The sequence below is a fragment of the Arthrobacter subterraneus genome, from assembly GCF_900099735.1.
Classification (GTDB): Bacteria; Actinomycetota; Actinomycetes; order Actinomycetales; family Micrococcaceae; genus Arthrobacter_D; species Arthrobacter_D subterraneus.
In genome coordinates, this window is sequence record NZ_FNDT01000007.1 from 139,751 (window position 1) to 165,589 (window position 25,839).

Annotated in this window: 26 protein-coding genes and 2 tRNA genes; 11 read left to right on the forward strand and 17 right to left on the reverse strand. The window is 61.7% G+C overall.

Annotation, left to right across the window (positions count from 1 at the left end):
* Positions 1-14 precede the first annotated feature (14 nt).
* Entirely contained in the window at positions 15-1,925 is a 1,911-nt protein-coding gene (gene pknB / locus BLS52_RS10000; RefSeq protein WP_090586416.1) for a Stk1 family PASTA domain-containing Ser/Thr kinase, read from the forward strand.
* On the opposite strand, the gene BLS52_RS10005 is transcribed toward pknB, so the two are convergent.
* Both BLS52_RS10005 and BLS52_RS10010 read right to left on the reverse strand, forming a co-directional pair.
* Entirely contained in the window at positions 1,914-2,567 is a 654-nt protein-coding gene (locus BLS52_RS10005; protein ID WP_026545274.1) for an anthranilate synthase component II, read from the reverse strand. The genes pknB and BLS52_RS10005 overlap by 12 nt on opposite strands.
* A gap of 160 nt (positions 2,568-2,727) precedes the next feature.
* Complete coding sequence (locus tag BLS52_RS10010) at positions 2,728-3,450, reverse strand: class E sortase (RefSeq protein ID WP_245702792.1); 723 nt, start codon at positions 3,448-3,450, stop codon at positions 2,728-2,730.
* 278 nt (positions 3,451-3,728) lie between these two features.
* On the opposite strand from BLS52_RS10010, the gene BLS52_RS10015 reads away from it, so the two are divergent.
* Positions 3,729-3,974, forward strand: coding sequence for a cell division protein CrgA (locus BLS52_RS10015; RefSeq protein WP_026545277.1), 246 nt, complete (start codon positions 3,729-3,731; stop codon positions 3,972-3,974).
* A gap of 137 nt (positions 3,975-4,111) precedes the next feature.
* Here BLS52_RS10015 and BLS52_RS10020 read toward each other — a convergent pair whose 3' ends face one another.
* A complete protein-coding gene (locus tag BLS52_RS10020) occupies positions 4,112-5,512 on the reverse strand; it encodes a GntP family permease (RefSeq protein ID WP_026545278.1) in 1,401 nt (466 codons plus the stop codon).
* A gap of 30 nt (positions 5,513-5,542) precedes the next feature.
* Positions 5,543-6,055 (reverse strand): gluconokinase, encoded by a 513-nt coding sequence (locus BLS52_RS10025; protein WP_090586421.1) that lies wholly within the window; start codon positions 6,053-6,055, stop codon positions 5,543-5,545.
* Positions 6,056-6,214: 159 nt separating this feature from the next.
* Here BLS52_RS10025 and BLS52_RS10030 point away from each other — a divergent pair, with 159 nt between their 5' ends.
* Entirely contained in the window at positions 6,215-6,925 is a 711-nt protein-coding gene (locus BLS52_RS10030; protein WP_342707443.1) for a FadR/GntR family transcriptional regulator, read from the forward strand.
* 176 nt (positions 6,926-7,101) lie between these two features.
* Here the strand turns inward: BLS52_RS10030 and BLS52_RS10035 are convergent, their stop codons facing one another.
* Together BLS52_RS10035 and BLS52_RS10040 are read right to left on the reverse strand one after the other, a co-directional pair.
* On the reverse strand, positions 7,102-7,968 hold the full coding sequence (locus BLS52_RS10035; RefSeq protein ID WP_090586422.1) for a rhomboid family intramembrane serine protease: 867 nt from the start codon (positions 7,966-7,968) through the stop codon (positions 7,102-7,104).
* A 6-nt stretch (positions 7,969-7,974) separates the two neighbouring features.
* The gene (locus BLS52_RS10040; protein ID WP_090586424.1) at positions 7,975-8,517 is read right to left on the reverse strand and encodes a peptidylprolyl isomerase; all 543 of its coding nucleotides are present in this window, start codon (positions 8,515-8,517) and stop codon (positions 7,975-7,977) included.
* A gap of 153 nt (positions 8,518-8,670) precedes the next feature.
* Here BLS52_RS10040 and BLS52_RS10045 point away from each other — a divergent pair, with 153 nt between their 5' ends.
* Together BLS52_RS10045 and BLS52_RS10050 are read left to right on the forward strand one after the other, a co-directional pair.
* A complete protein-coding gene (locus tag BLS52_RS10045) occupies positions 8,671-9,474 on the forward strand; it encodes a hypothetical protein (protein ID WP_090586427.1) in 804 nt (267 codons plus the stop codon).
* A gap of 109 nt (positions 9,475-9,583) precedes the next feature.
* Entirely contained in the window at positions 9,584-10,420 is an 837-nt protein-coding gene (locus BLS52_RS10050) for a glycosyltransferase family 2 protein (protein ID WP_090586430.1), read from the forward strand.
* Between the two features lie 57 nt (positions 10,421-10,477).
* Here the strand turns inward: BLS52_RS10050 and BLS52_RS10055 are convergent.
* The 11 genes from BLS52_RS10055 to dnaA form a co-directional block, all read right to left on the reverse strand.
* Positions 10,478-10,550 (reverse strand) — tRNA-Ala (locus BLS52_RS10055).
* A 45-nt stretch (positions 10,551-10,595) separates the two neighbouring features.
* The gene (locus BLS52_RS18680) at positions 10,596-10,712 is read right to left on the reverse strand and encodes a DLW-39 family protein (RefSeq protein ID WP_217636741.1); all 117 of its coding nucleotides are present in this window, start codon (positions 10,710-10,712) and stop codon (positions 10,596-10,598) included.
* A gap of 41 nt (positions 10,713-10,753) precedes the next feature.
* Positions 10,754-10,827 (reverse strand) — tRNA-Ile (locus tag BLS52_RS10060).
* 74 nt (positions 10,828-10,901) lie between these two features.
* Positions 10,902-11,456 (reverse strand): DUF3566 domain-containing protein, encoded by a 555-nt coding sequence (locus BLS52_RS10065; RefSeq protein WP_090586433.1) that lies wholly within the window; start codon positions 11,454-11,456, stop codon positions 10,902-10,904.
* Positions 11,453-14,098: a DNA gyrase subunit A gene (gene gyrA, locus BLS52_RS10070; protein ID WP_090586434.1), complete on the reverse strand. Its 2,646-nt coding sequence runs from the start codon at positions 14,096-14,098 to the stop codon at positions 11,453-11,455. The genes BLS52_RS10065 and gyrA overlap by 4 nt, the downstream gene beginning before the upstream one ends.
* Before the next feature lie 81 nt (positions 14,099-14,179).
* Positions 14,180-16,234, reverse strand: a complete 2,055-nt coding sequence (gyrB, locus tag BLS52_RS10075) for a DNA topoisomerase (ATP-hydrolyzing) subunit B (RefSeq protein ID WP_090586436.1) — start codon at positions 16,232-16,234, stop codon at positions 14,180-14,182.
* A 248-nt stretch (positions 16,235-16,482) separates the two neighbouring features.
* The gene (locus BLS52_RS10080) at positions 16,483-17,076 is read right to left on the reverse strand and encodes a DciA family protein (protein WP_425425033.1); all 594 of its coding nucleotides are present in this window, start codon (positions 17,074-17,076) and stop codon (positions 16,483-16,485) included.
* Positions 17,060-18,241, reverse strand: coding sequence for a DNA replication/repair protein RecF (gene recF, locus BLS52_RS10085; RefSeq protein WP_090586437.1), 1,182 nt, complete (start codon positions 18,239-18,241; stop codon positions 17,060-17,062). Before recF ends, BLS52_RS10080 begins: the two co-directional genes overlap by 17 nt.
* Before the next feature lie 10 nt (positions 18,242-18,251).
* Entirely contained in the window at positions 18,252-19,145 is an 894-nt protein-coding gene (gnd, locus tag BLS52_RS10090; protein WP_090586439.1) for a phosphogluconate dehydrogenase (NAD(+)-dependent, decarboxylating), read from the reverse strand.
* A 41-nt stretch (positions 19,146-19,186) separates the two neighbouring features.
* Positions 19,187-20,311, reverse strand: coding sequence for a DNA polymerase III subunit beta (dnaN, locus tag BLS52_RS10095; protein ID WP_090586443.1), 1,125 nt, complete (start codon positions 20,309-20,311; stop codon positions 19,187-19,189).
* Positions 20,312-20,766: 455 nt separating this feature from the next.
* A complete protein-coding gene (gene dnaA, locus BLS52_RS10100; protein ID WP_245702787.1) occupies positions 20,767-22,170 on the reverse strand; it encodes a chromosomal replication initiator protein DnaA in 1,404 nt (467 codons plus the stop codon).
* Positions 22,171-22,622: 452 nt separating this feature from the next.
* On the opposite strand from dnaA, the gene rpmH reads away from it, so the two are divergent.
* From rpmH to rsmG, 6 genes are all read left to right on the forward strand, one after another.
* Positions 22,623-22,760, forward strand: coding sequence for a 50S ribosomal protein L34 (gene rpmH / locus BLS52_RS10105; RefSeq protein ID WP_055854070.1), 138 nt, complete (start codon positions 22,623-22,625; stop codon positions 22,758-22,760).
* 63 nt (positions 22,761-22,823) lie between these two features.
* The gene (gene rnpA, locus BLS52_RS10110; RefSeq protein ID WP_090586448.1) at positions 22,824-23,195 is read left to right on the forward strand and encodes a ribonuclease P protein component; all 372 of its coding nucleotides are present in this window, start codon (positions 22,824-22,826) and stop codon (positions 23,193-23,195) included.
* Positions 23,192-23,545: a membrane protein insertion efficiency factor YidD gene (gene yidD / locus BLS52_RS10115; protein ID WP_090586450.1), complete on the forward strand. Its 354-nt coding sequence runs from the start codon at positions 23,192-23,194 to the stop codon at positions 23,543-23,545. Before rnpA ends, yidD begins: the two co-directional genes overlap by 4 nt.
* Before the next feature lie 13 nt (positions 23,546-23,558).
* A complete protein-coding gene (yidC, locus tag BLS52_RS10120; RefSeq protein ID WP_090586451.1) occupies positions 23,559-24,521 on the forward strand; it encodes a membrane protein insertase YidC in 963 nt (320 codons plus the stop codon).
* Positions 24,518-25,057 carry a Jag family protein gene (locus tag BLS52_RS10125; RefSeq protein WP_090586452.1) on the forward strand — a complete coding sequence of 180 codons (540 nt, stop codon included), beginning with the start codon at positions 24,518-24,520 and terminating at the stop codon, positions 25,055-25,057. The genes yidC and BLS52_RS10125 overlap by 4 nt, the downstream gene beginning before the upstream one ends.
* Before the next feature lie 38 nt (positions 25,058-25,095).
* The gene (rsmG, locus tag BLS52_RS10130) at positions 25,096-25,734 is read left to right on the forward strand and encodes a 16S rRNA (guanine(527)-N(7))-methyltransferase RsmG (protein ID WP_425425034.1); all 639 of its coding nucleotides are present in this window, start codon (positions 25,096-25,098) and stop codon (positions 25,732-25,734) included.
* Positions 25,735-25,839: the final 105 nt, after the last annotated feature.

Consider the following 25,839-nt stretch of genomic DNA (forward strand, 5'->3'; position numbering starts at 1 on the left):
TGAGGGGGCAACAGGTGAGCAGCGAGAGAATCCTCAACGGACGCTACGAGATCGGTGAGCTGATCGGCCGTGGCGGCATGGCCGACGTCCACCTTGGCCGCGACATCCGGCTTGGCCGCACCGTGGCGATCAAGGTGCTGCGCCAGGACCTTGCCCGGGATCCGCTGTTCCAGTCCCGTTTTCGCCGGGAAGCCCAGGCTGTGGCTGGGCTGAACCACCCAACCATCGTGTCCGTCTACGACACCGGCGAGGAGGAGATCGAAGGACAGCACCATGACGATGTCCGCGTTCCGTTCATCGTCATGGAATATGTGGCCGGGCGCACCCTTCGGGACCTCCTGAAGGCCGGCGAGCTGACGCATGAGACCTCGGTTGAATACATCGTGGGCGTGCTCTCGGCCCTTGAATACAGCCACCGCGCCGGAATCGTGCACCGGGACATCAAGCCCGCCAACGTCATGATCACTCCCGAGGGGCAGGTCAAGGTGATGGACTTTGGGATCGCACGCGCGATCGCCGACTCCGCAGCCACCATGACCCAGACCCAGGCGGTGATCGGAACTGCCCAATACCTGTCTCCTGAACAGGCACGCGGTGAAACCGTCGATGCGCGCAGCGACCTGTACTCCGCGGGATGCCTGCTGTATGAACTGCTGACCGGCAGACCACCCTTTATTGGGGACAGCCCGGTGTCCGTTGCGTACCAGCATGTCCGGGAAGCGCCCGTCCCGGCGCGGGAACTGAATGACAGCATCCCGGCTGAGATTGAGTCGGTTCTCCATATCGCGCTCGAAAAGGACCGGGCAAGGCGCTTCCAGAGCGCAGCCGACTTCCGGGCTGCCCTGATTGATGCAGGCAAAGGCATCCGGCCCGGCGCTCACGCTCCCACTGAGGCGATTGCCGTGGCGCCGCAGCCGGACGACGACGATGCACCGCAGACCCGCGCTATGGCGAAGGTGCTTGCCGGTGGAAGTATTCCTGCCGGCGCATTGGCGGAGGATCGGGAAACCGGTTCGCTCCCCATCGTGCATGCGGCCCGAAACCGCAACGATGCCGAAGACCGGCGGCGTTCCCGGCGGCGCGGCTGGATCTCCGTGCTTCTCGTACTGCTCGCCCTGGTGTTGTCCGCCGGCGGCGTGGCGCTCTTCGGGATCCTCAACGCCCAACCGGAGGAACCCGTCCTCACATCCGTGCCCGCTGTGGACTCCATGACTGAAACCGAGGCAAGCAACGCTCTCACCGCCGTCGGGCTCCGACCACAGGTGGAGCGGACCTTCCACGATGAAGTGGAGGCCGGCGTCGCCATCGGTACTGATCCGGAAGCCGGCAGCGAGGTGGAGCCGGATTCCCTGGTGACTCTGCGGATCTCGGAAGGTCCGGCTAACCGCACTATCCCGGAGGACATCTTCCAGATGACGGAGTCCTCGGCGCGGGATGCGCTGGAGTCCGTCGGCCTGCGCGGTGGGAGCGTGAGCGAAGCTAACAGTGCAACGGTCCCGGTTGGCCGCGTCATCGCCACTGAACCGGCGCTGGGCTCATCCGTTCCTGCGGACTCGGAAGTGAACCTGGTGCTCTCCACCGGTCAAGTGACCGTTCCCCGGCTCATCGGACTGCCGCGTGAGGAGGCCGTGGCCATTCTTGAGGATCCTGCCAGGGCGCTGGCGCCGCGGATAGTGGAGGAGGAGAACGCCGTCGTCGAGCCCGGTCTGGTCACACGGCAGGAACCAGCGCCTGATTCCAATATTGCGCCAGGCAGCGAGGTAGTGGTTTACGTTGCCGCCCCACCGGAAGAGCCGGAACCGACCCCCAGTCCGGAACCGGAGCCAAGCCCCGCCGCGGAAGAAGAGCCCGGCAATGAGGGGCGGGGCCGCGGGCAGGGCAACAGCGGAGTAGTGGGAGACGTTCTGGACGGCCTAGGAGGCTGATTCGTGGTGGATCAGCGGACTCAGCGACGCTGAACGCTCAGCCGCACCCGCAAGGCCCAGGTGCTCCAGCCAGTTGCCCAGCATCCGGTAGCCGCCTTCCGTCAGCACGGACTCCGGGTGGAACTGCACCCCGCACAACGGCGCCGAACGGTGCTCGAGTCCCATGATTACTCCACTGGCCGTCCGCGCAGTCACCCGCAGTTCGTCAGGCACATCGCCGACAGCCGCGAGCGAATGGTACCGGGTGGCGGTGAGCGGCGAGTTCAGGCCCTCGAAAACGTTCGTGGAGTCGTGTTCCACCAGGGAGGTCTTTCCGTGCATGAGTTCCGGTGCGTGGGTCACTGATCCGCCGTACGCTTCCGCCAGCGCCTGGTGTCCGAGACATACGCCGAGCATCGGTTTCGCGTGCTCGCCGCACCACCGGATCAGGTCGATACAGACACCGGCCTCCGCGGGCGCGCCTGGACCGGGGGAGATGAGGACTCCGTCGCGTGCCTCGGCGAGGGCCACCGCCTCCTCAAGCGTGACGTCGTCGTTCCGGACAACGGTGGTTTCCGCCCCGAGCTCCTGCAGGTAGCCGACGAGGGTATAGACGAAGCTGTCGTAGTTATCCACAACAAGGATGCGGGTGGGATTGCTCATGCTGAGGCGCCAATCGTTGAATCTGTCAGGGGACTGAATTGTGAGAGCCATGGGAATACCCAGGTCACCAGGACAGCAAGCGCGGCCGCGATGAGCAGGATCGCCCAGATGATCCGTAGCCAGAGCGGCCCCGGGAGGGATCGGAAGATCAAGGCGTACATCAGGCAGTTCCTTCCGCTATGCCGCCGACCTGTGCGGCAATTTCTTCCGGCGGCCCTGCCGCGAGCGGCCGGAACGACTCCATGACGGCGTAGGCGATGATTCTCTCCTGCGCACCGAACCGCGGGTTGCAGCTTGTCAGGGTAAGGATCCGTTCCTGGGGCTCTGCGCCGGGTTGGGTGGGGACGGGCGCGAGGACATCGACCCGGTCAGGCAGCACGATCTGCGTGTTGCGGTAGACGTAGGTGTAGAAGCCGTCCTGGGTCTGCACATGGATGCGGTCGCCCGGAACCAGAGTGTGAATGTTGTCGAGGACGGCCCCGTTGGTCTGCCGGTGGCCGGCCAGTGCAAAGTTGCCCACCGCGCCCGGCATGCCGGTCTCCGGGTAATGCCCGAGCCCCAGGTTGTCGAGGACCGCTGTGGTGACACCGCCCGTCACCGGACGGGTGTAGTTTTCCCCGAAGCGGGGGATATAGAGGACAGCAAAGGTTTCGCCGGTTGCCCGCGGTCCCAGTACCGGAACCTCGTCCGGTGCGGACGGCGGGGGGTTTTCTGCCGCCTCCTGGGGTGCCGGTACTTCACCCAGATCCGCGAAGAACTCTTCCACAGCCTGATCCTGTTTCGCGTTGGATTCCACATTGGTCCACCACAGCTGCCAGGCGACAAACAGCAGGAGAATCACCCCCGCAGTGATGAGTATCTCACCGACAATCTGGGCCGCCATCTGCAGGAAACCACGACGGCGGCGGGGGGCAGGCTGCCGTCTGGAACGGTCACGGCGGGCCACCGCGATGCCGCCGCCAACGTTGCTCAAACCTTCTCCCTGCCTAAGGATATGCTGCCGGGCGTGACGTCCCCGGTTCATTAGCTAGAATGGACAGCTAGAACCGTGCGCCGATGATGATAGTGCCTGATTAGGATAACTGGTGTTGTCGCCGCTTTCCGAGCCTGTATGACCGTAAACACAGCGGCTGGAAGATCAGCCACCGTCTAGGAGGATCCGTGCCCGAGTCGAAGTCCCGCAAGAAGCCGGTGGAGTCGAGGACGCGCGCCGCTTCGGAACCGAAGCCCAACCCGGTCTGGTACAAGCCCGTGATGTTCGGGCTGATGGTTCTCGGACTCCTCTGGATCCTTGTTTACTACATCTCCGAGGGACGCTTCCCCATCCCGGACATCGCTTCGTGGAATATCCTGATCGGCTTTGGAATCGCGATTGTCGGGTTCCTGATGACTACCCGCTGGCGTTAGCCCAGCCGGGCCCAGGTTTAACCGGAACAAGGTCCAACCGGAAACAAGGTTCAGCCGGACCCTGGTCCCACCGGATATGACAGGAGACGCCCCCCGACGGGGGCGTCTCCTGCGGTCTTTGCCGAAGTCCGCTGTGTTCAGCCGAGCGATGCGAGTCCAAAGACGGCTGCAGCGATGCCGAAACCCATGACGCCAATAGCGGTTTCCATGACGGTCCAGGTCTTGAGCGTGGTCTTCACATCCATGTCGAAGAACCTGCCCACCAGCCAGAATCCCGAGTCATTGACGTGGCTGACCACAACTGACCCTGCGGCGACCGCTATGACCAGCGCGGCGAGCTGAAGGCCGCTGTAGTCGGCCGATGCGATGGCCGGGCTGATCAGGCCCGCCGCCGTGGTGAGGGCAACAGTGGCCGAACCCTGGGCAATGCGCAGGATCGCGGCAATGAGGAATCCCGCAACGATGACTGGAATGCCGAGGTTGCCGAGCGCGCTTTCCAGGGCCGCGCCGATCCCTGAAGTCCGCAGGACACCGCCGAACATGCCGCCGGCACCGGTAATGAGGATGACCGAGCAGACCGGGCCGAGGGAGGATTCGAGGACCTTTTCGAGCGCTGTCTTTTCGACTCCGCGGCGCCGACCCAGTACGTAGGCCGCAACCAGCAGCGCAATGAGCAGGGCAACCGGAGTTTCACCGATGGTCCGCAGGACCTGGAACCAGACCTGGTCCGCCGTTCCCTCCGGAAGTGCCCCTCCCACGTTCAGCGCATTGAGACCGGTATTGAGAAAAATGAGGATCAGCGGAAGCAGCAGGATTGCGACGACGGTGCCGAAGGAGGGCGGGTTGCTCTCGTGCTCTTCATCTGCCTGACCGAGAAGCGCCGGTACCGGAAGGACAAAGCGCTTGCCCATCCACAACCCATAGAGATAGCAGGTGATGTACCAGGTGGGGATGGCGGTGATGAGCCCCACGAGGACAACGAGACCTACGTTGGCGCCGAAGAATTCGGATGCGGCCACTGGCCCGGGATGGGGAGGAACGAAGATGTGCATGACCGAGAACGCGCCGGCTGCGGGCAGCCCGTAAATGAGGACGCCGCCGCCGAGACGGCGTGCCACGGAGAACACAACGGGCAGCATGACAACCAGTCCGGCGTCGAAGAAGATGGGGAATCCGAAGATCAGCGAGGCCACACCGAGCGCAAGCGGGGCCCTCTTTTCACCGAACTTTCCAATCAGGAAATCCGCGAGCACTTTGGCGCCGCCGCTTGTCTCAACCAGTCTTCCGAGCATCGCGCCCAGGCCCACGAGCAGCGCGACCGATGCAAGTGTTGATCCGAAGCCGCTTGTCAGCGCGGGAACCACCTGGTTGGCCGGGATGCCGGTTGCAAAGGCGGTAAGGAGGCTGACAAGAATGAGCGCCACGAAGGCGTGAACGCGCAGCTTGATGATGAGGACGAGCAGTACCGCGATGGCGGCGGCCGCTATAAGGAGTAGCGGCCCAGCGCCGAGCGCCTGGGTCCAACCTTCGATGACCATGATTTACTTCTCCGTTGCGTTGTGTGGATTTCAGGCGTTCAGGCCGAGTTCGGCCATGATGCGGTCAAGGACCGCGGCGGGCGGGCGGACATTCTCGACAGTGAGCCCGCGTTCGTCTTCCTGAAGGGGTTCGAGGGTGCTGACCTGTGAGGGGAGCAGCGACTCCGGCATGAAGTGGCCGGTCCGTGTTTTCATACGGGAACGGATGAGTTCGACGTCGCCCAGCAGGTGAACAAAGCGCAAATCGCCGTCGGCTGCGGCCAGCACATCGCGGTATGCCTTTTTCAGGGCTGAGCAGGTCACAATTGTTGATTCTCCGTGAGCGCTTTTTTCGCTGATCCAGCCTGCAATGGACTCCAGCCAGGGCTTGCGGTCCTCGTCGGTCAGGGGGATTCCCTGGGTCATCCGCTCAATGTTCGCGGGGGAATGGAACTCGTCAGCTTCCGCATAGGTCCACCCCAGCCGATCTGAAAGAGCCGTGGCGATCGTGGTCTTGCCCGATCCCGACACACCCATGATGACGAGATGCATTGGTGATTCCATCGTGTCTCCTCGACTCCGTTGTCGCTCGCGCCGGTGTGACGCATCGCTCGTACTCGACGATAAAGGTAGCACCTTTGGTCCATGAAAGATACCACCTTTGAAATGCAGCCATCCCGGCCTATCCTGATCTCACCACCCCCACCGTCGGAAAGGTCTCCTGTGGCGCAGCCCCTGCAAGACCCTGCTCCGGCAGCTGCAGTGATGTACAGCAGCATCATCGAAGAGCTCGGGCGCAGTATTGTCGGTGGCGAACTTGGCCCCGGGGAACGTCTCACTATTGAGGAACTCCAGAACCGTTTCGGTGTCTCGCGCACAGTCATCCGGGATTGCATGCGGATTCTGGAGTCCATGAATCTTGTATTCAGCAAACGCCGAGTGGGAATCGTGGTCCAGTCACCGGGTCACTGGAACGTGTATGACGCACGGATTATCCGATGGCGGCTTGAAGGGACCTCCCGCGCGCGGCAGTTCAGGAGCCTCACGGAACTGCGCTGCGCCGTGGAGCCACTTGCCGCTGCCGGCGCCGCCCGCCATGCCACCGAAGAGCAGCGCGCTGCCGCGCTCCGGCTGGCCGGTCAACTGCGCGCGCTCGGTGAAGCGGGCCGCCTGGAAGAGTTCCTGGCCGTGGATATCGAGTTCCACGCGCTGTTGTTGAGCGCCAGCGGGAACGAAATGTTCTCCGCACTCGACGACGTCGTCACGGAGGTCCTGCGGGGCCGGACCAATCAGGGCCTCATGCCGCGGACTCCCCGCGAACACGCCCTCGCCAGCCATGAAGCTGTTGCGGCGGCCATTGCGCGCGCCGATCCACATTCTGCCGAGGCGGCGATGCGCGACCTGCTCGCCGAGGTGCGCGAGGCGATTACCTGACCGTCCACCCATCGGATCTCGTTCATGCACACGTTGTGCACCGAGTTATCCACAGGTGTGCGTAACTCTAGGTGGGACCAATGCGATTTCCGCAGAAATTGGGCATCCAGCTTATCCACAGCTGTGGAATTACATGTGTGTAAGTTTTCCCCGTTGTTGATAAACCCTGTGGATAACTATCCGGGAAGTGTCACCAGGGTAGCGCCGATGAATGCCAGCACGCCGAGGAGGAGCGCCAGGCCGCCCAGAGCGGACCACTGGATCAGTGAACGCTTCGGGCCGCGCGGTGTGTACGCGATGATGGCAGCCGCAGCACTTCCGGCCAGGAGCCCGCCGAGGTGCGCCTGCCAGGAGATTCCGGCAACCACAAATCCCAATACCGTGTTGATGGCGATCAGCACTACCAGTTGCCGGACGTCTCCGCCCCGCCGCCGCTGCACGATCAGCATGGCGCCGAAGAGCCCGAACACGGCACCGGATGCTCCAACAACGCCCTGGAGGGGGTTGGTCAGGAGTAGGACGGCGACTGACCCGCCAAAGGCGGCGATCAGGTACAGAGCAAGGAACCTTCCCCTGCCCAGGAGAGGTTCAAGGGCCTGCCCGATGATCCACAGTGCGTACATGTTGAAACCGATGTGGAGGAGGAAGCCCGTCGAGTGGAGGAAAGCGGCGGTAATCATGCGCCACGGTTCCGGAGCAATGAACTGCGAGGTGTAGATTCCTGCATAGGCCAGGGCGTCGGTGACCCCGGGGATCGCCATCTGGGCAAGGAAGAGCGCCACGCAGGCACCGATGAGCGTGAACGTCACCAGGGGCTTGCCCTGCCGGACGGTCCCGCCGAAGATGGTTCGGGTGGCGGGAGCGTTCCGCTGGGCTTCCCGCACACAGTCCACGCACTGGATCCCGACGGCGGCCGGACGCTGACATTCAGGGCAGGCGGGCCTGCCGCACCGTTGACACCGCACATAGCTCATCCGGTCGGGATGACGCGGGCACACGGGAATGTCCTGGTCCGGCTCGCCTGCCGGGACTCCATATGTCATGGAACGCTAGACCTGCTCAACCGAGATGCTGCGGATGACGACGTCCTCAAGGGGACGGTCACGGCCATCGGTGGGGATGGCGTTCAGCTGGTCGACAACGGCGCGGGATGCCTCATCCTTCACTTCACCGAAAATGGTGTGCTTTCCCTGCAGCCAGGTGGTGGGCACCGAGGTGATGAAGAACTGTGAGCCGTTGGTTCCACGTCCGTTCTGCAGGCCGGCGTTCGCCATTGCCAGCTTGTACGGGGCGGTGAAGTCGAGGTCCGGGTTGATTTCGTCGTCGAACTTGTAGCCCGGGCCGCCGATGCCCTGGCCCAGGGGATCTCCGCCCTGAATCATGAAGTCCTGGATGACACGGTGGAAGACGGTTCCGTCGTAGAGCGGCGCCGTGGTTTCCTCGCCCGTACCGGGATGGGTCCATGCGATCTCACCGGTTGCGAGGCCGATGAAGTTCTTGACCGTCTTGGGGGCATGGTTGCCGTAGAGCTCCACCTTGATGTCGCCGAGGCTTGTGTGGATGGTTGCGTGTGCTGTTGCGATAGCTGTCATGCGCTCCATTCTCCCATGCAGGTCCGGCGCAATGCCTGGATGCAGCGGGTTCCGCGCACAGTGAAAATGCTGTGAAATAAACCGGCGGATAGCATGGACCTCCGGATAGCACGTAGGCTGACTAACAACAGTCACTATCCATGGGAGGTAGTTGTGAAGAAATCCGAACGCGTTGTCCGCACCATCGAGAACAACGTTCTGATGGGCGTCGGCACGGCACGGGGTTGGGCCGCTCCGCGGGTGGATGCCGCAAAGGGCTGGGTTGCTCCGCGCTTCGAACGCGGCATTGAAACGGCCGCGCCGCGGATCCAGCACGGCGTCAACCGGGCGGCACAGGGCCTGTCCGACGGCATCGCCGTTGTCACTCCGCGTATTCAGGAGGGCCTCGACCGGGTAGGTCCCCGCATCAACCACATTGTTGACGAAACCGCGCCCCGCATTCAGGAAACCCTTGATCGTGCCACTCCGGCGATCAATTCCGCCCGGGACCGCGTGGTGTCGGAGTACATCCCGGCCGTGTCCTACCGCCTGGGTGATGTTGCGGACTCAGCCTCACGCACCCTCGCCGCCGCCACCATTCCTGCCGGTGTTGCCGGCGTCGTCACCAAGGTAACCGGTGACAAGAAAGCCGTAAAGAAGGCACAGAAGGCCGCCGTTGAAGCCGCGCAGCGCGCTGCGAAGGATCTGAGGCGGAAGCAGCAGCGCAAGAGCAACAAGGGCTGGCTGATCTGCGGCATCATCGCTGCCGCGATCACCGCAGGGGTTGCTGTCTGGCGCGCTTCACAGCCGGTGGAGGATCCCTGGAAGACTCCGGCCCCGGTGGAACCGAAGCCGGTGGCGGATGTTGCGCACAATGACGAGGCCAAGCAGGCCGTCAATGACATCAAGGAAGCCGCAGACCGCGCCGCGGAGAAATCAAATGGCGACGACGGCGGACCGAAAGGTACAGCCGTCTAGTCCAGTCTGAGCCCACTTTCGAGCGGGGAAGATCCACCCTTGGGAGGATCTTCCCCGCTTTTTTGATGTCCTCGCCCGGACGGCAGTCCCCGGTGATAGATTTACGGCCGTGCACCCTGCGAAGCCCTCAGTGTCGATTGTGATTCCGGCGTACAACGAGGAAAGCGTGATCCGCCAGTGCCTCATCGCGGCCATCTACCAGTCCATGCCTGCCCACGAGATTCTGGTCGTGAACAACCGCTCCACAGACCGCACCGCCGACATAGTCCGGCAGATGCAGCTTGAGTATCCCGAGAGTGCCATCCATCTGCTCGAACAGAACCAGGTGCAGGGCCTCATCCCCACCCGGAACTTCGGTCTCGACCATGCCACGGGTGATGTCCTGGGAAGAATCGATGCCGACTCCGTCCTCGAACCCGACTGGGTTGAGACTGTGCAGGCAGGCTTCAGCGACCCGGAGGTCGCAGCGGCCACAGGTCCGGTGGTGTACTACGACATGCCGATGCGCCGCTGGGGGCTGAAGGCTGATGACAAAATGCGCCAGCTTGTCCTCAAACTCGCCCGCAACCAGTACCACTTCCTGTTCGGTTCCAACATGGCATTGCGACGGACCGCCTGGGAACAGATCCGGGACCACACCTGCCTTGACGAGAAGGACGAGATGCATGAGGACATCGATATATCCCTGCATCTTGCCGAACAGGATCTGGTGATCCGTTACATCCCAACGATGGTCAGCGGTATGTCTGCGCGGCGCCTTGAGAACTCACCGAAGGACTACCGGTATTACGTCACGCGCTTCGACCGGACCTACCGCGCACACCAGATAGACAAGCGGGTACTGAAGATTCCGATGCTGATCTTTATGTCGATCTACTATCCGGCGAAGATCATGCGCGCCGTCCACACCGCCCGAACTGCCAGGGCCTCAACAATTCCACGGTGATCATGGCTTAACAGCCAGAGGGTCCCAGCCGTTTGGCTGGAACCCTCTGTCCTTCGGTGGAGGCACGGGGACTCGAACCCCGAACCCCCTGCTTGCAAAGCAGGTGCGCTACCAATTGCGCCATGCCCCCGTAAAACGGAACCTGATCAGTATACCCCGACCAGTTGGTGAAACCTCACTCGACCGGATCGGTCGCTTTGCTCCACACTTCCTTCTCTTTCTCGGACTCCTGCCACCGCTTGAAGACGAAGACTCCTGCGACCGCAGCTGCCGCTACCAGCAACTTCTTCACAGTGCTCCTTCTCTGCAGTTTCCTGCGGGTTTCAGGATCCGTGGGCGTACCAGGACTTGAACCTGGGACCTCTTCGTTATCAGCGAAGCGCTCTAACCGCCTGAGCTATACGCCCCCGTACCTCTCGGGCCGAGATACGACTTTACAGCAGGCCCTCAGCAATCAACAAATTGAGAACCGGGCACCAAATCAGTCATCGGTGAGGGTGACTCCGATGCCGCCCACCAGGGTGGAGGAGATGTTGTAAAGCACGGCGGAGAGCATCGCCAGAGCGGTCAGCAGCACCACATTGACGACGGCGATGATCGTGGCGAAGGAGACAACCTGTCCAAGGGAAGCGAACTGCCGGAGGTCGAAACCTGCGCCCTCCGATCCTGCGATTTCACCGAGCAGCTGGTTGACCCGGTCAAAAATCCCTGTCAGATCGAGGACGGTCCAGATAACGATCGCCGCAACCACCGTCACGATTCCCAGTGCCACAGAAAGCAGGAACGACATTTTGAGGACGGACCACGGATCAATCTTGCTGACGAGGAGCCGGGCCTTGCGGGCCTTGGCTTTGGGGGCGGGCTTCACGAGGCCCGGCCGGTTCCCGGCCGGCCGCGCGTTGGCCGAGGCCGGGCGTGCGCCCGACGATGCAGGACGCTGGGTTGGCCGCGCAGGTGGATTCACCCGAGGTCCTCCGCCGGACGACCGCACGGAGCTACCCGCAGTCGCGCGCGGATTTGAGTTGGCAGAACTCACTCGGAACCTCCAATATCGCTTGACTCAGCCTCTGGCTCAGCCGTTTCTCCTGACGACAACGGTACTTCATCTCCAGCGTCCGGCGCAGATGCAGCGTCATCGACTCCCATGACCGGAACCTCTCCGTCCACGGTGAGGCCCGTGAGCCCGCGCTCGGAATTGCGGGCGACGGCGATGATCCGGTCTGACTTATCCGGCTTGGCAAAAATCACGCCCATGGTGTCGCGTCCCTTGGCCGGCACGCCCGCCACCGCCGAGCGGACAACCTTGCCGCCGCCCATCACCACGAGGACCTCATCCTCTTCCTGGACAATGAGCGCACCGACAAGATCCCCGCGGATTTCAGCGAGCTTGGCCACCTTGATACCAAGGCCTCCGCGGCCCTGAACGCGGTACTCGTCCACCTTCGTGCGCTTGGCGAACCCGCCTTCGGTCACAATAAAGACGTAGGAGTCATCGCTCACGACGTTCGCTGCGAGCAATTCATCATCGGCACGGAATTTCATGCCGGTGACGCCGGAGGTGGCCCTACCCATGGGCCGCAGGGCTTCATCTGTGGCACTGAAGCGCAGCGACTGCCCCTTGCGGGAGACCAGCATCATGTCGTCATTCTCCGACACGAGCTGTGCCGAAACCAGCTCATCTCCGTCGCGCAGGTTGATGGCAATGACACCTGCGGAGCGGTTGGTGTCGTAGTCCTCAAGCCGGGTCTTCTTGATGAGGCCACGCTTGGTTGCCAGCACCAGGTAGGGCGATTGCTGGTAGTCGCGCAGATCGAGGACCTGGGCTATTTTCTCGTCGGGCTGGAAGGCCAGCAGGTTCGCTACATGCTGGCCCTTGGCGTCCCGCGCTGCTTCGACCAGCTCATACGCTTTCGCCCGGTAGACGCGCCCGAGGTTGGTGAAGAACAGCAGCCAATGGTGTGTAGTGGTCACAAAGAAGTGCTCCACCACATCGTCTCCGCGAAGCTGGGCTCCCCGGATGCCCTTTCCGCCCCGCGCCTGCTGACGATAGTTGTCGCTTCGGGTCCGCTTGACGTAACCGCCCCGCGTTATGGTCACCACCATCTCCTCTTCGGGGATGAGGTCTTCCATGCTCATGTCGGCGTCGTAACCCAGAAGAATTTCCGTGCGTCGGTCATCGCCGTGCTTGTCGACGATTTCCTGCAGTTCAGTTGAGACAATCTCGCGCTGCTGGACCTCGGAAGCGAGGATCTTCCTGTATTCGGTGATCTCTGCTTCCAGTTTGGCGTGCTGGTCCTGGATTTTTTGGCGCTCGAGGGCAGCGAGGCGGCGCAGCTGCATATCCAGGATGGCCTGTGCCTGGATCTCGTCGATCTCCAGCAGGCCCATCAATCCGGTGCGGGCATCCTCAACGGTCGAGGACCGGCGGATGAGGGCAATCACTTCATCGAGAGCGTCGAGCGCCTTCAGCAGCCCGCGCAGGATGTGCGCAGCTTCCTCAGCCTTCCGCAGCCGGTATTGGGTCCTACGGACAATCACTTCAAGCTGGTGGATGACCCAGTGACGGATAAAGGCGTCAAGGCTGAGGGTCCGGGGAACGTCATCGACGATCGCGAGCATGTTGGCGCTGAAGTTGTCCTGGAGCTGGGTGTGCTTGTAGAGGTTGTTGAGCACCACCTTCGCCACGGCGTCCCGCTTCAGGACAATCACCAGGCGCTGCCCGGTGCGGCCCGAGGTTTCGTCGCGCAGATCGGCTATCCCCGAAACCTTGCCGTCCTTCACCAGGTCGGCGATCTTGATCGCCAGGTTGTCCGGATTGGCCTGGTACGGCAGTTCTGTCACGACCAGGCAGGTCCGGCCCTGGATCTCCTCCACGTTGACCACGGCACGCATGGTGATCGATCCGCGCCCGGTCCGGTAGGCATCCTCGATGCCCTTGTGTCCGAGGATCTGGGCGCCGGTGGGGAAATCGGGACCCTTGATGCGCTGAATGAGCGCTTCGAGGAGTTCCTCCTTGCTGGCTTCCGGGTTCTGCAGATACCACTGCACGCCGTCGGCCACTTCCCGCAGATTGTGGGGAGGGATGTTCGTTGCCATGCCGACAGCGATACCCGAGGATCCGTTGACAAGCAGGTTCGGGAAACGGGACGGCAGGATAGTCGGTTCCTGATTCTTGCCGTCGTAGTTGTCCTGGAAATCGACTGTTTCCTCGTCGATGTCCCGGACCATTTCCATGGCCAGCGGCGCCATCTTGGTTTCGGTGTACCGGGGGGCGGCCGCGCCGTCGTTGCCGGGCGAGCCGAAGTTTCCCTGACCCAGCGCAAGCGGGTAACGCATGGTCCAGTCCTGGATGAGACGGACGAGTGCATCGTAGATCGCGCTGTCACCGTGAGGGTGGTACTGGCCCATGACCTCGCCCACCACGCGGGCGCATTTGTTGAAGGAACGGTCCGGGCGGTAACCGCCGTCGAACATCGCATACAACACCCGGCGATGGACCGGCTTCAGGCCGTCCCGGACATCAGGCAGCGCCCTGCCGACAATAACCGCCATTGCATAGTCCAGGTAGGACCGCTGCATCTCTGTCTGCAGGTCGACCTGCTCAATACGGTCCGTCAGCACGGCTCCCTCGAGGGGAGTTTCGTCGCCCGGAACCTCAGGAGCTACTTCGTCACTCATCTAGTTCGTTCCATTTCGTGAATGCGTGTCAGGAGCCGTGGTTGAGGCTCTCCACAAGCGGCGAGGTTTGCCCGCCATCGGTCAGATGTCGAGGAACCGTACGTCTTTGGCGTTCTGCTGAATGAAGTTGCGGCGGGACTCCACATCCTCACCCATCAGTACGGAGAAGATCTGGTCTGCTGCGGCCGCATCATCCATGGTGACCTGAAGGAGGGTCCGGTGATCCGGGTCCATGGTGGTTTCCCACAGCTCCGTGTAGTCCATCTCGCCGAGACCCTTGTAGCGCTGGATCCCGTTCTCCTTGGGAAGCCGCTGATTGTTGGCCAGCCCCATTTTGATGGTTTCATCTCGCTCGCGGTCGCTGTAGACATAGGAGTGCGGCGCGTTGGACCACTTGATCCGGTACAGCGGAGGCTGTGCCAGATAGACGAACCCGTTCTCGATGAGCGGGCGCATGTAGCGGAACAGCAGCGTCAGCAGCAGCGTGGTGATGTGCTGGCCATCGACGTCAGCATCTGCCATCAGGACGATCTTGTGGTACCGGGCCTTCGCGACGTCGAAATCCTCGCCGATGCCCGCCCCGAAGGCGGTGATCATGGCCTGCACTTCCGTATTGCTTAACGCGCGGTCAAGCCTGGCGCGTTCCACATTCAGGATCTTGCCTCGCAGGGGAAGAATGGCCTGCGTCTCCGGATTGCGCCCCCGGACGGCCGAACCACCGGCGGAATCGCCCTCCACAATGTAGATCTCAGACTTGGACGGATCCTTCGACTGGCAGTCCTTCAGCTTGCCCGGCATGCCGCCGGATTCCAGAAGCCCCTTGCGGCGTGTGGATTCCCGGGCCTTCCGCGCGGCGAGCCTTGCCTGGGCTGCCTGGATGGACTTGCGGATGACATCACGGGCCGGGCCGGGATTGCGCTCCAGCCAGTCACCCAGCTGGTCGGTGACGACGCGCTGCACAAATCCCTTGGCCTCCGAATTACCGAGCTTCGTCTTGGTCTGCCCTTCGAACTGGGGCTCCGAAAGCTTCACGGAGATGACGGCGGTAAGACCTTCACGGATGTCATCACCGGTGAGGTTGTCGTCCTTTTCCTTGATGATGTTTTTCTCGCGGGCATAGCGGTTGATCAGCGATGTCATCGCGGCGCGGAAACCCTCTTCATGGGTTCCACCCTCATGGGTGTTGATCGTGTTCGCGTAGGTGTGCACGCTCTCCGAGTACGCGGTGGTCCACTGCATGGCGACCTCTACGGCGATCGAGCGATCGGAATCCTCAGTCTCAAAGGCGATGACGTCTTCATGAATGACATCGACGCGCTTCGAGGAGTTCAGGTGCTTGACGTAGTCCAGCAGGCCGTTCTCATAGAGATACTCCACATGCCGGTGTTTGTTCTCTTCTGCCTTTTCGGCCTCGAGGTGCGCCGCGTCCGTGATTTCCTCGGTTGCGACCTCGGGAACACGTTCATCCACAAGGGTGATCCGCAGGCCCTTGTTGAGGAAGGCCATCTGCTGGAAACGCGCACGGAGCGTTTCGAAGTCGAACTCCACCGATTCGAAAATGGAGTCATCCGGGTAGAAGGTCTGGGTGGTCCCGGTATCGGAAGTTTCCTCACCCTTTTCGAGTTGCCCAACCGGCTTCCCGCCATCGGCGAAGGCCTGTCGCCAGACATGGCCCTGCCGGCGAATTTCCGTATCAACGCGGGAGGAAAGCGCATTCACCACCGAGATACCTACACCGTGGAGGCCACCTGAAACGGCATATCCGCCGCCACCGAATTTGCCGCCCGCGTGCAGGATGGTCATTACGACCTCGACGGTGGGCTTTCCCTCTGTCGGGTGCATGTCAACCGGAATGCCGCGGCCGTTATCGATGACGCGCACCCCGCCGTCGGCAAGCAATGTCACCTGGATGTGGTCACAGTAGCCGGCGAGGGCCTCATCCACAGAGTTATCCACAACCTCGTATACGAGGTGATGGAGACCGCGGGGACCGGTGGAGCCGATGTACATACCGGGCCGTTTGCGTACTGCCTCGAGTCCCTCAAGGACCGTAATGTCACTTGCGCCGTAACCCCTGGGTGCGTCGGCGCCGCTCTCCGGCAGTCCGGCAGATTCCACTTCGTTGTCGTTAGCCACGGACGCTGTCGACTCCTCGTTGTCCTAGTGTTGCCCGGTCTCAAAATGAAGGCATCCCCGGAAGGAATGCCGACACCTCTTATTCTACCGTGCAGCGCGGCACAAGGGCGCCGCAATTGCCCCCTAGCGCCGAATAAACCGCTATTTAAGCTCTCAGCGGGGGCCTGCGTGGGGGCGTATACGTCCTCAGGGGTTCACTCGGCGCTGTACGCCGTTCCTCCGACAACCGGAGAACACCTTCATCAAGGCTACCCGTAGGTATCCCGCGGGCCTCGGCCCCTGACCGTGCGGCCCCCCTTGCGCCAGGACGGGGCGGACGGTCCGACAATCTTCATGGCGGTGACCACGCCGCTGCCCAGCTCATGTTCAAAGCGCCGGAGGAGGTCCGGGCTGATCAGCCTGAGCTGCGTTGCCCAGGCCGTGGAGTCACACCGTACAAAGACGGTGGTTTCGTTGAAGCTCTCGGGGGTGCAGTGTGCTGCTATCTCGGGCCCAACCAGTTCTGCCCAACGGGCCATGACCGAGCCTACCGCTACCGGCGAATTCCAGCCCCGCTCGCTCAGCAGCCGCCCGAAGACGGCCCCGACACCCTGCGGGTCCCTGCCGGAATAGGAAGCCTGCACCGGAGAATATCCGCTACCGGATCCAGAACGACGGCGGCGCGCGGCCGGCGCCCGGAGGTCACCCCGGGCTGCCGATGCATTTCGGAGACGGTTCAGCAACAGGCCGGGCGCGTCCTGTTCGACGGACTTCTCCGCGTCCGGCGGGATTACTCCGTCGCCGCCGTTGGTTTCCGGCCCCGTCCCCTGTTGTGCCGGTCTTTCCTCAGGCCGGTATTTCACGGAAGCCTCCGGGAATCACCGTGAACTGGCGTCCGTCCAACGCAGCCGGCACGTCATCGCCGACCGCGGCGGTTACGAGAACCTGCTCTGCGCCCGCTACTACCGACGCCAGCCGTTCCCGCCGGTCAGAGTCCAACTCGGCGAAGACGTCATCGAGGATCAATACGGGCGAAGACCCGGGCGTCTGATCATCATCGGTCAACAGATAATACGATCCAAGACGCAGGGCAAGGGCCATGGACCAGGTCTCACCGTGCGAGGCATAACCCTTGACCTGTGCACGCCCGAGCAGCAGCTCCACTTCATCGCGGTGCGGCCCGACCAGCGAGATCCCGCGCTCGGTTTCTTTCCGCCGCTGTTCGGCAATCCTCGCCAGGAACTTCGCAGTCAGTTCCTCGACTGAGAGCGCGGCGAGGTCTTCGGCGCTGGAAGCAGCAGGGCCGTCGTCGTCCTCGGGAAGGGAACCGGCAACCGATGAGCGATACGCAGCGACAGCGAGTTTTGAGCCGTCCGTCAGCTCCCGGTAGGCCTTCTGCATATGCGGGAGCAGCCTGGTCAGGACTGCGAGCCGGGCATGGAGGAGTTGTGATCCCACCGCAGCCAGGTGCTGGTCCCACACCTCGAGCGTCGTTTCATGGGCGGTGGTCAACCGGCTTCCGCGCAGTGACTTCAGCAATGCGTTGCGTTGCTTCAGCACCCGTTCGTAGTCAGCACGTATGCCCGCATGATGAGGAACCAGCAGCACCATCAGCTCATCCAGAAAGCGCCGTCGATGGGAAGGATCACCCTTCACCAGGGCGAGATCCTCGGGTGCAAACAGGACACTTCTCAGGATTCCTGCGGCGTCCCGCGCGCGAACCGGATTGGCCCGGTTGATCCGCGCGCGGTTTGCCCGTTCCCCGTTGATCTCCAGTTCGACGCTGGTTGCCTGCGCGCCGCGCACCAATCGGCCCCGTACCAGTGCGCGATCGGCGTCGAACGCGATCAGCGGACGATCCGTGCTGACGCGGTGGGACGATAGCGACCCCAGGTAGCCGATGGCCTCGACGATATTCGTTTTCCCCACACCGTTGGGTCCGACGAAGACCGTTACGCCGGGTTCAAGGGCAACCTCAAGCTGGGAATAGCTGCGGAAATCGGTCAGTGACAGATGCTGGACGTACACCGGGGCTCAACTATGGGGAGGTGCGTGGTGGGCGCACCGCGTGGCCGCCGAACTGATTGCGCAGGGCGGCTACCATCTTCAGCGACGGGGCATCCTCCTGGCGCGAACTGAATCGGGCGAACAGCGCGGCCGTGATCGCCGGCGCTGCCACTTCATTGGCTATTGCCTGTTCAACGGTCCAGCGGCCCTCACCCGAATCCTCGATATAGGCTCCGATGTTGCTGAGCTTGGGGTCTTCCTCGAGGGCTTTGACCAGCAGATCCAGCAGCCAGGACCGGACAACCGTGCCTTTCTGCCACGCGCGGAAGGTGCCCGGAACATCCTTGATGATGTCTTTCGCCTCAAGCAACTCATAGCCTTCGGCATATGCCTGCATCAGGCCGTATTCGATTCCGTTGTGAACCATCTTGGCGTAGTGTCCGGCGCCGGTCTCACCTACGTGGACAAAGCTTTCCTCGCGGGCACCCTCGGGCCGCAGTGCATCGAAGACCGGCATGACCCGCTCGACGTCGGCCTCAGCTCCTCCGACCATGAGGCCGTAACCATTCTCGAGGCCCCAGACTCCGCCGGAAACGCCGCAGTCAAGGAAGGAGATCCCCTTCGCAGCAAGTGCTTCGCTGTGCTCCTGATCGGAGCTGAATTTGGTGTTACCACCGTCTATGACGAGGTCACCCTGGGATAGTTTCCCGCCGAGCTCGGTGATCACCTCGTCCGTGACCTTCCCGGCAGGAACCATAATCCAGACCACTCGGGGAGCTGGGATTGCGGCAATCAGTTCATCGAGGCTCGCAACATCCGTCACCTCGGGGTTCCGGTCATAGCCGGTGACCTCAATGCCTTTGAAGCGGAGCCGCTCCCGCATGTTGTATCCCATTTTCCCAAGTCCGATCAGACCGATGTGCATTGTGTCCTCCATGGGGTGTCGGTGGGATGTGTGCCGCCCTGCTACTGGTTGGGGAGCCTTACCGGCATGAGCAGGTACCTGTAGTCTTCGCGGTCTTCGCCGGTTGCTTCTTCCTGTGCCGAAATGACGGCCGGCTTGGGCGGAGTGGTGAAGGAGAACCGTACAAAGCGGCTGCTGAATGCGCCAAGCCCTTCGCTGAGGTAGTGGGGGTTGAACGCCACCGTGATGTCATCGCCGTCGAGAGTTGCTTCGATTGCTTCGGAAGCCTGGGCGTCCTCGCCGGTGCCGGCATCGAGGACTACCTGGCCTGCACTGAAGGCAAGGCGTACCGGTGTATTCCGCTCGGCTACCAGCGCCACGCGGCGCACAGCCTCGACGAGTTGGCTGGTTTCCACCGTTGCATGAATGGGCGTGTTATCCGGGAAGAGGGAACGGATCTTGGGGTAATCGCCGTCGACCAGGAGGGAGGTGGTGCGCCTGCCGCCGCTCTCGAATCCGATGAGTTCGCTGTTGTCGGAAAGGGCGATTTTGAGATCCCCGGAGCCTCCCAGGGTCTTGGCCACCTCGCTGAGAGTCTTGGCCTTGACCAGCGCGCTGGTCGAAATTCCCGGATTGGTGGGTTTCCAGGACAGCTCCCGGAGAGCGAGGCGGTAGCGGTCGGTGGCGAGGAAGGTGATCAGGTCTTCTTCTATCTCCATACGCACACCGGTGAGGATGGGGAGTGTGTCATCACGACTGGCGGCGATGATCACCTGGGAGACCGCTTCGGCGAAGGCGTCTCCGTCAACGACACCGCTGACGTCGGGCAGCGCGGGAAGTTCCGGATACTCCGCCTCAGGCATCGTAGCGAGGTTGAATCGGCTGTTGCGGCAGGTCAGCGTGACCTTGGATCCATCAGTTTCCACTTCTACGGGCGCCGAGGGCAGGCTCCGGCAGATGTCGGCAAGCAGCCGTCCGGATACAAGGATGGTTCCTTCTTCAGCAACATCGGCTGCGATCTCCAGGCGGGCCGAAATCTCATAGTCAAAGCTCGCGAGGCTCAGGGTTCCGGCACCGGCCTTGATCAGCAATCCTGAAAGCACCGGTACGGGGGGACGTGGCGAGAGGGAACGAGCGGTCCAGGTTACGGCTTCGGCCAGGACATCGCGCTCGACTCGGAATTTCACTGAAGGGTGCCGCCTTTCGCGAGTACATCGGTGAAGCCAACTTGTCCCTTGCCTTCGCAGGCAAGAGGAGGACAGGCGGGCAAGGGTCAACTCTACTGAGTGACAGCTTAGCGTGGCGTGGTCCGCTCGTTGGACCGGGTTTGTACCCCTGGACGGGGAGGGGTGAACGGGGAAATGTTATTTGGAAGAGAAGAGTGGATTAAGGATCAGTAGTGTTAATAACTACTGTGGATACTGTGGATAACCGGCCTGGTTGGTGCAATTCCGGGAGTCGTCCCTGTTGACAGCATGTGCATCCAGCCCGCCGCGATCTGCCCATGGCTGTGTACGAGAACCCTGTGATTCTGCGGGTCCACAGCCCTGACGAGGTTTGTCCTCATTAACGTCCACGGATACGGGCCCTTATCCACATTCTTTTCCACAGCTGTTAATTTCAGTGGAGGCGTCTGTCGAGGTCAGGAGTCTTTCCTGTGGTGTTTGATGCGGTTAGTCAGCTCAGTCACCTGGTTGTAGATGGCCCGGCGCTCTGCCATGAGTTCGCGGATCTTGCGGTCTGCGTGGATCACCGTTGTATGGTCCCTGCCTCCCAGTTCCTGTCCGATTTTCGGTAGCGACATATCAGTGAGTTCCCGGCACAGGTACATGGCGATCTGGCGTGCGGTAACCAGGGTGCGTGTGCGGGACTTGCTGCAGAGGTCATCAAGGGTGATGTTGAAGTACTCGGCGGTCTGGGCCATGATCAGCGACGACGTTATTTCCTGTGCGCCATCATCCGTGATGAGGTCCTTGAGCACTATTTCAGCCAGGTTTTCGTCGACTGCCTGGCGGTTCAGGCTCGCGAATGCGGTAACCCGGATCAGCGCGCCCTCCAGTTCGCGGATGTTGGTGGAAATCTTCGACGCGATGTATTCAAGAACCTCGTCGGGTGCGCTCATGCCCTCGCTGATCGCCTTTTTCCGCAGGATGGCAATGCGGGTTTCCAGCTCCGGCGGCTGGATATCGGTCAGGAGTCCCCACTCGAAACGGGATCGCATGCGCTCCTCGAATCCGGACAGCTGTTTCGGTGGAAGATCCGAGGTGATAACCACCTGTTTGTTGTGGTTGTGGAGGGCGTTGAAGGTGTGGAAGAACTCCTCCTGGGTGCGGTCCTTCCCGGATAGGAACTGGATGTCATCGATCAGGAGGATGTCGACGTTTCGGTACGTCTGCTTGAAGCTGGTGCCTTCATCATCGCGAATCGAGTTGATGAAGTCGTTCGTGAACTCTTCAGAGTTCACGTACCGAACCCGGATACCGGTGTAGAGGTGGCGCGCATAGTGGCCGATGGCATGGAGAAGGTGGGTCTTTCCCAGACCGGAGTCCCCGTAGATGAACAGGGGGTTGTACGCTTTCGCGGGCGCCTCGGCAACGGCCACTGCGGCTGCGTGGGCAAATCGGTTGGATGAGCCGATAACGAAGGTGTCGAAGATGTACTTCGGGTTCAACCGTCCGAACTCATGTGAGTTACTTGGCGGCGTGGGCGACGGCGCCTGCTCGCGCTGTACGGTTTCCTCCGGATTCTCCTCCGGCTCCTCTTCCATGATCGGGGTGAGATCCGGATCAATGACGAACGCGCATTGGATCTCTTCACGGAAGACGTCCTGGAGAGCATCGTTGAGGGGGCTCTTGAGCTGACTCTGGAGAACCTCGCGGGTGAGCTCATTGGGAACAGCGACAAGCAGCGTGGTTCCGATCAGGCCCTGTGCCTGGGCGAGCACCACGAAGCCCCGCTGTCGCGGGGAGATTCTGTCGTCCCGCTCCAGGGTCCGGATGACCTTTCGCCAGGAGCTGCCTACATCATTGATCTCGTCGGTACTCACGCGCGTCCTCAGGTGGAAGTTCAAAGACCGCTTCCGGGGCCTTTGCAGGCCACCCATCCACAGACTTATACACAGTACGTGGATAAATGCACCACCCGGCAACACTAGACGATCGAAAGTGCAGGGGATAGCTGGGGCAGCGCCTGTGGATAAGATCACTGAGACGACAGCTTCCTGCCTGTCGCAGACCCTCTCCCCGACGGTTGTCCACAGTGTGTGTACACGGGGAACCGAGTCCAGCCGGATAGGCGGGTTTGACCCTGTGACACCCGGTGCCCTAACGTTAGGTAGTCCTTTATGTCTGCATTTTCGCATGCCTCCATACCGTCGGCCAGAAGCTGATCAGTGTGATGACGTGCGCGGGGTAGATGTACTACAACTTCATTGCGCCGGCCCGTTCTTCCCCCTTGTTGCAACGGCAGCGCATGTCAAGAACGTTCTGGAGTATCACAGTGAGCAAGCGGACCTTTCAGCCGAATAACCGCCGTCGTGCCAAAAAGCATGGTTTCCGCCTCCGCATGCGGACCCGCGCCGGCCGGGCCATCCTGTCTGCGCGCCGTAGCAAGGGACGCACCGAACTGTCGGCGTAGCGCCACCTAATCCGTCCGCCGGCGTTGCTGTACTGCAACGCCCCGACCGTTTCGGAGCTCAAGGTGCTGTCTACCGCCCATCGAGTTCGGACGGCCACAGATTTTTCACACACCGTTCGTTCCGGTACCCGGTCGGGGTGCCGGAACGTGGTGCTATATGCAGTCCGAACCGGGCTCTCCGAGCCTTCCCGGTTCGGCTTCATTGTGTCGAAGAGTGTAGGGAACGCTGTCACCCGTAACCTCGTTAAGAGGAGACTGAGAGAAGCCGCTGCGTCGGCGCTGGTTCAGCGTCCGGTTGGTCTCGATGTGGTGGTGCGCGCACTACCTCCAGCTGCTGCGGCGAGCTGGTCCGAGCTCAGTTCTGATTTTGAGAAATGTCTTGCTTCGAGTGTGAAGCGTTTCGGCAGGGACGGCAGAAGAGGTGGCGGGAGATGACAGCGAAGGATACGTCGTCGGTCTTTTCGCGACTCTCGCTGTTTCTCCGCGCCGGTCTGATCGGACTGCTCATGATCTACCGCCGGCTGATCTCCCCCTTGTATGGTCCGGTCTGCCGCTTCTTTCCTTCCTGCTCGGCGTATGCGCTGGAGGCAGTCACGGTTCATGGCGCATTCAAGGGAACATGGTTGGCCACCAAACGTATGTGCCGCTGCCATCCCTGGAATGACGGAGGCGTGGATCACGTCCCACCCGGAGGAAAGCGTTTTGCACCTGGAGAAGAGCCACAGATTGTAGTGCTGAATCACCCGGTGATTCCTGCAGACGAGGAAAGCCGCCCCGCGGCCTGAGGAGCAACAGATTATGGATTTCTTCGAGACGATTCTCCTGCCTTTCCGGTGGCTGGTGTCCTGGGTCATGTGGGCTTTCCACGAGGGATTCACTTTCCTCGGAATGGATGCGGCGTCGGGTTGGACCTGGACGCTGTCCATCGTCGGTCTGGTTGTGGTTATCCGGGCCGCGCTGATTCCTGTCTTCGTCAAGCAGATCAAAGCCCAGCGGGGCATGCAGGCGCTCCAACCGGATCTGAGGAAGCTCCAGCAGAAGTACAAGGGAAAGACTGACCAGCTCTCGCGCCAGGCCATGACGCAGGAGCAGATGGCCCTCTACAAGAAGCACGGAACAAACCCGTTTGCAGCCTGCCTGCCGATTCTGATCCAGATGCCGTTCTTCTTTGCCCTGTTCACGGTGCTGAACGGTGTGTCGAAAGCGAGCGACAACGGTGAAGGCATCGGTGCTCTCACCGTCGAGGACGTTCGACAGTTTGACGCGGCCGAGATCTTTGGAGCGCCACTCTCCTCTTCACTGCTGCATGGTTGGGGTACTGAGGGCCACGGCGCCGTGGCGGTGCTTTCGATCATCATGATCATCGCCATGACGGCTTCGCAGTTCATCACGCAGAAGCAGATCATGGCCAAGAACATGTCGGAAGAGGCTATGCAGAGCCCCTTCATGCGCCAGCAGAAAATGATGCTCTACATCCTCCCGCTGGTATTCGGTGTGGGTGGCATCAACTTCCCGATCGGTGTGCTGATCTACTGGACCACCACCAACCTGTGGACGATGGTGCAGCAGTTTTACGTCATCAGGCGGATGCCCACTCCCGGTTCACCCGCGGCGAAAGCGCTCGCCGAGCGCCGCGCCAAAAAGGGGCTACCCATGGTTCCGTTGCTCGGTGAAAAGAAGGCGGAGCCGGCAGTGGAAGCTGTCGAACCAGCCAAAGGACAACGAGTACAGCCTCAGCGCAAGAACAGGAAACGCAAATGAGTACTGACAACATGCAGGAAGAATCGCTCGGAACCGTGAACGAAGAGGAAGCGGAGGACGCCGTCGTCTCTTCGGAAGACGAAGGCGACGTCGCTGCGGACTACCTCGAAGAACTCCTGGACATTGCAGACATCGACGGCGACATCGACATCGAGGTCCGTAACGGCCGCACCTACATTTCTATCGTCTCCGAAGGCAGTGACTCCCAGGGACTACAGGCGCTTGTGGGCCGCGACGGCGAAGTGCTCGAAGCGCTCCAGGAGCTTGCGCGCCTGTCGGTGCTCACTTCTACCGAGCACCGTTCGCGTCTTGTCCTGGATATCGACGGCTTCCGCGAAGCCCGTAACAAGGAGTTGCGTGAGATTGCGGAGGAGGCTGTCGACAAGGTGAAGGAGAGCGGCGCCGATGTTGCACTCGCGCCGATGTCTGCCTATGAGCGCAAGATTGTGCATGACATCGTCGCTGACCTCGGCATGGTCAGCGAATCCGAGGGCGAAGGGTCTCGCCGTCACATCGTAGTGTCAGCCGGTTCCTGACTGACGGTCGGTCTGCCTTTCCCGAAGGAGGGATCGTCTTGACTCTTGATATCGGTATCAAAGAGCTTGAGGCTGCGCGCCGGATTTTCGGTGACCGGCTGCCGCTCGCCGAGCGTTTTGTCGAGCACCTGGCGTCGTCCGGGATCGATCGCGGGCTGTTGGGGCCGCGTGAGGTGCCCCGGTTATGGGACCGCCACGTGCTGAACTGTGCGGTAATTGCCGAGCTGATTCCTGAGAAGGCGCGTGTTGCTGATGTAGGGAGTGGTGCGGGCCTGCCCGGGCTCGCGTTGGCTATCGCGCGGCCCGATGCAATGTTTGTGCTCATTGAACCGCTGGAGAGGCGGGTCAATTGGTTGAGGGAAGTTACCGATGATCTCGGGTTGGAGAATGTCGAGATATTCCGTGGTCGTGCTGAACAGGCGGTAGGCAAGTTCCAGGTGGATGTTGTAACGGCCCGTGCCGTCTCTGCCCTCTCCGGTCTCGCGGCACTCACCATTCCCCTTCTGAAGGGTTCGGGCGAGGTATTGGCCATCAAGGGCCGGAGCGCGGGCGAGGAAGTGACTAAGGCTGCCAAGATTATCCGCCGGCTGGGTGGGGTTGCCACCAGTGTGGAGACGGTGGGTGGTGCCCTGCTTGAGGAACCCACCACCGTGGTACGTATTGTCGTTGCCCGCTGAGCGGTGTTGTTGCTCGCTGAGCGCAGCGCTTCGCGGGAAGTTCGGCACACTGCGGATTGTCTGCAGGAGTATTGGGGTTGCAGCGGATAACCTAGAGAGGTCCAT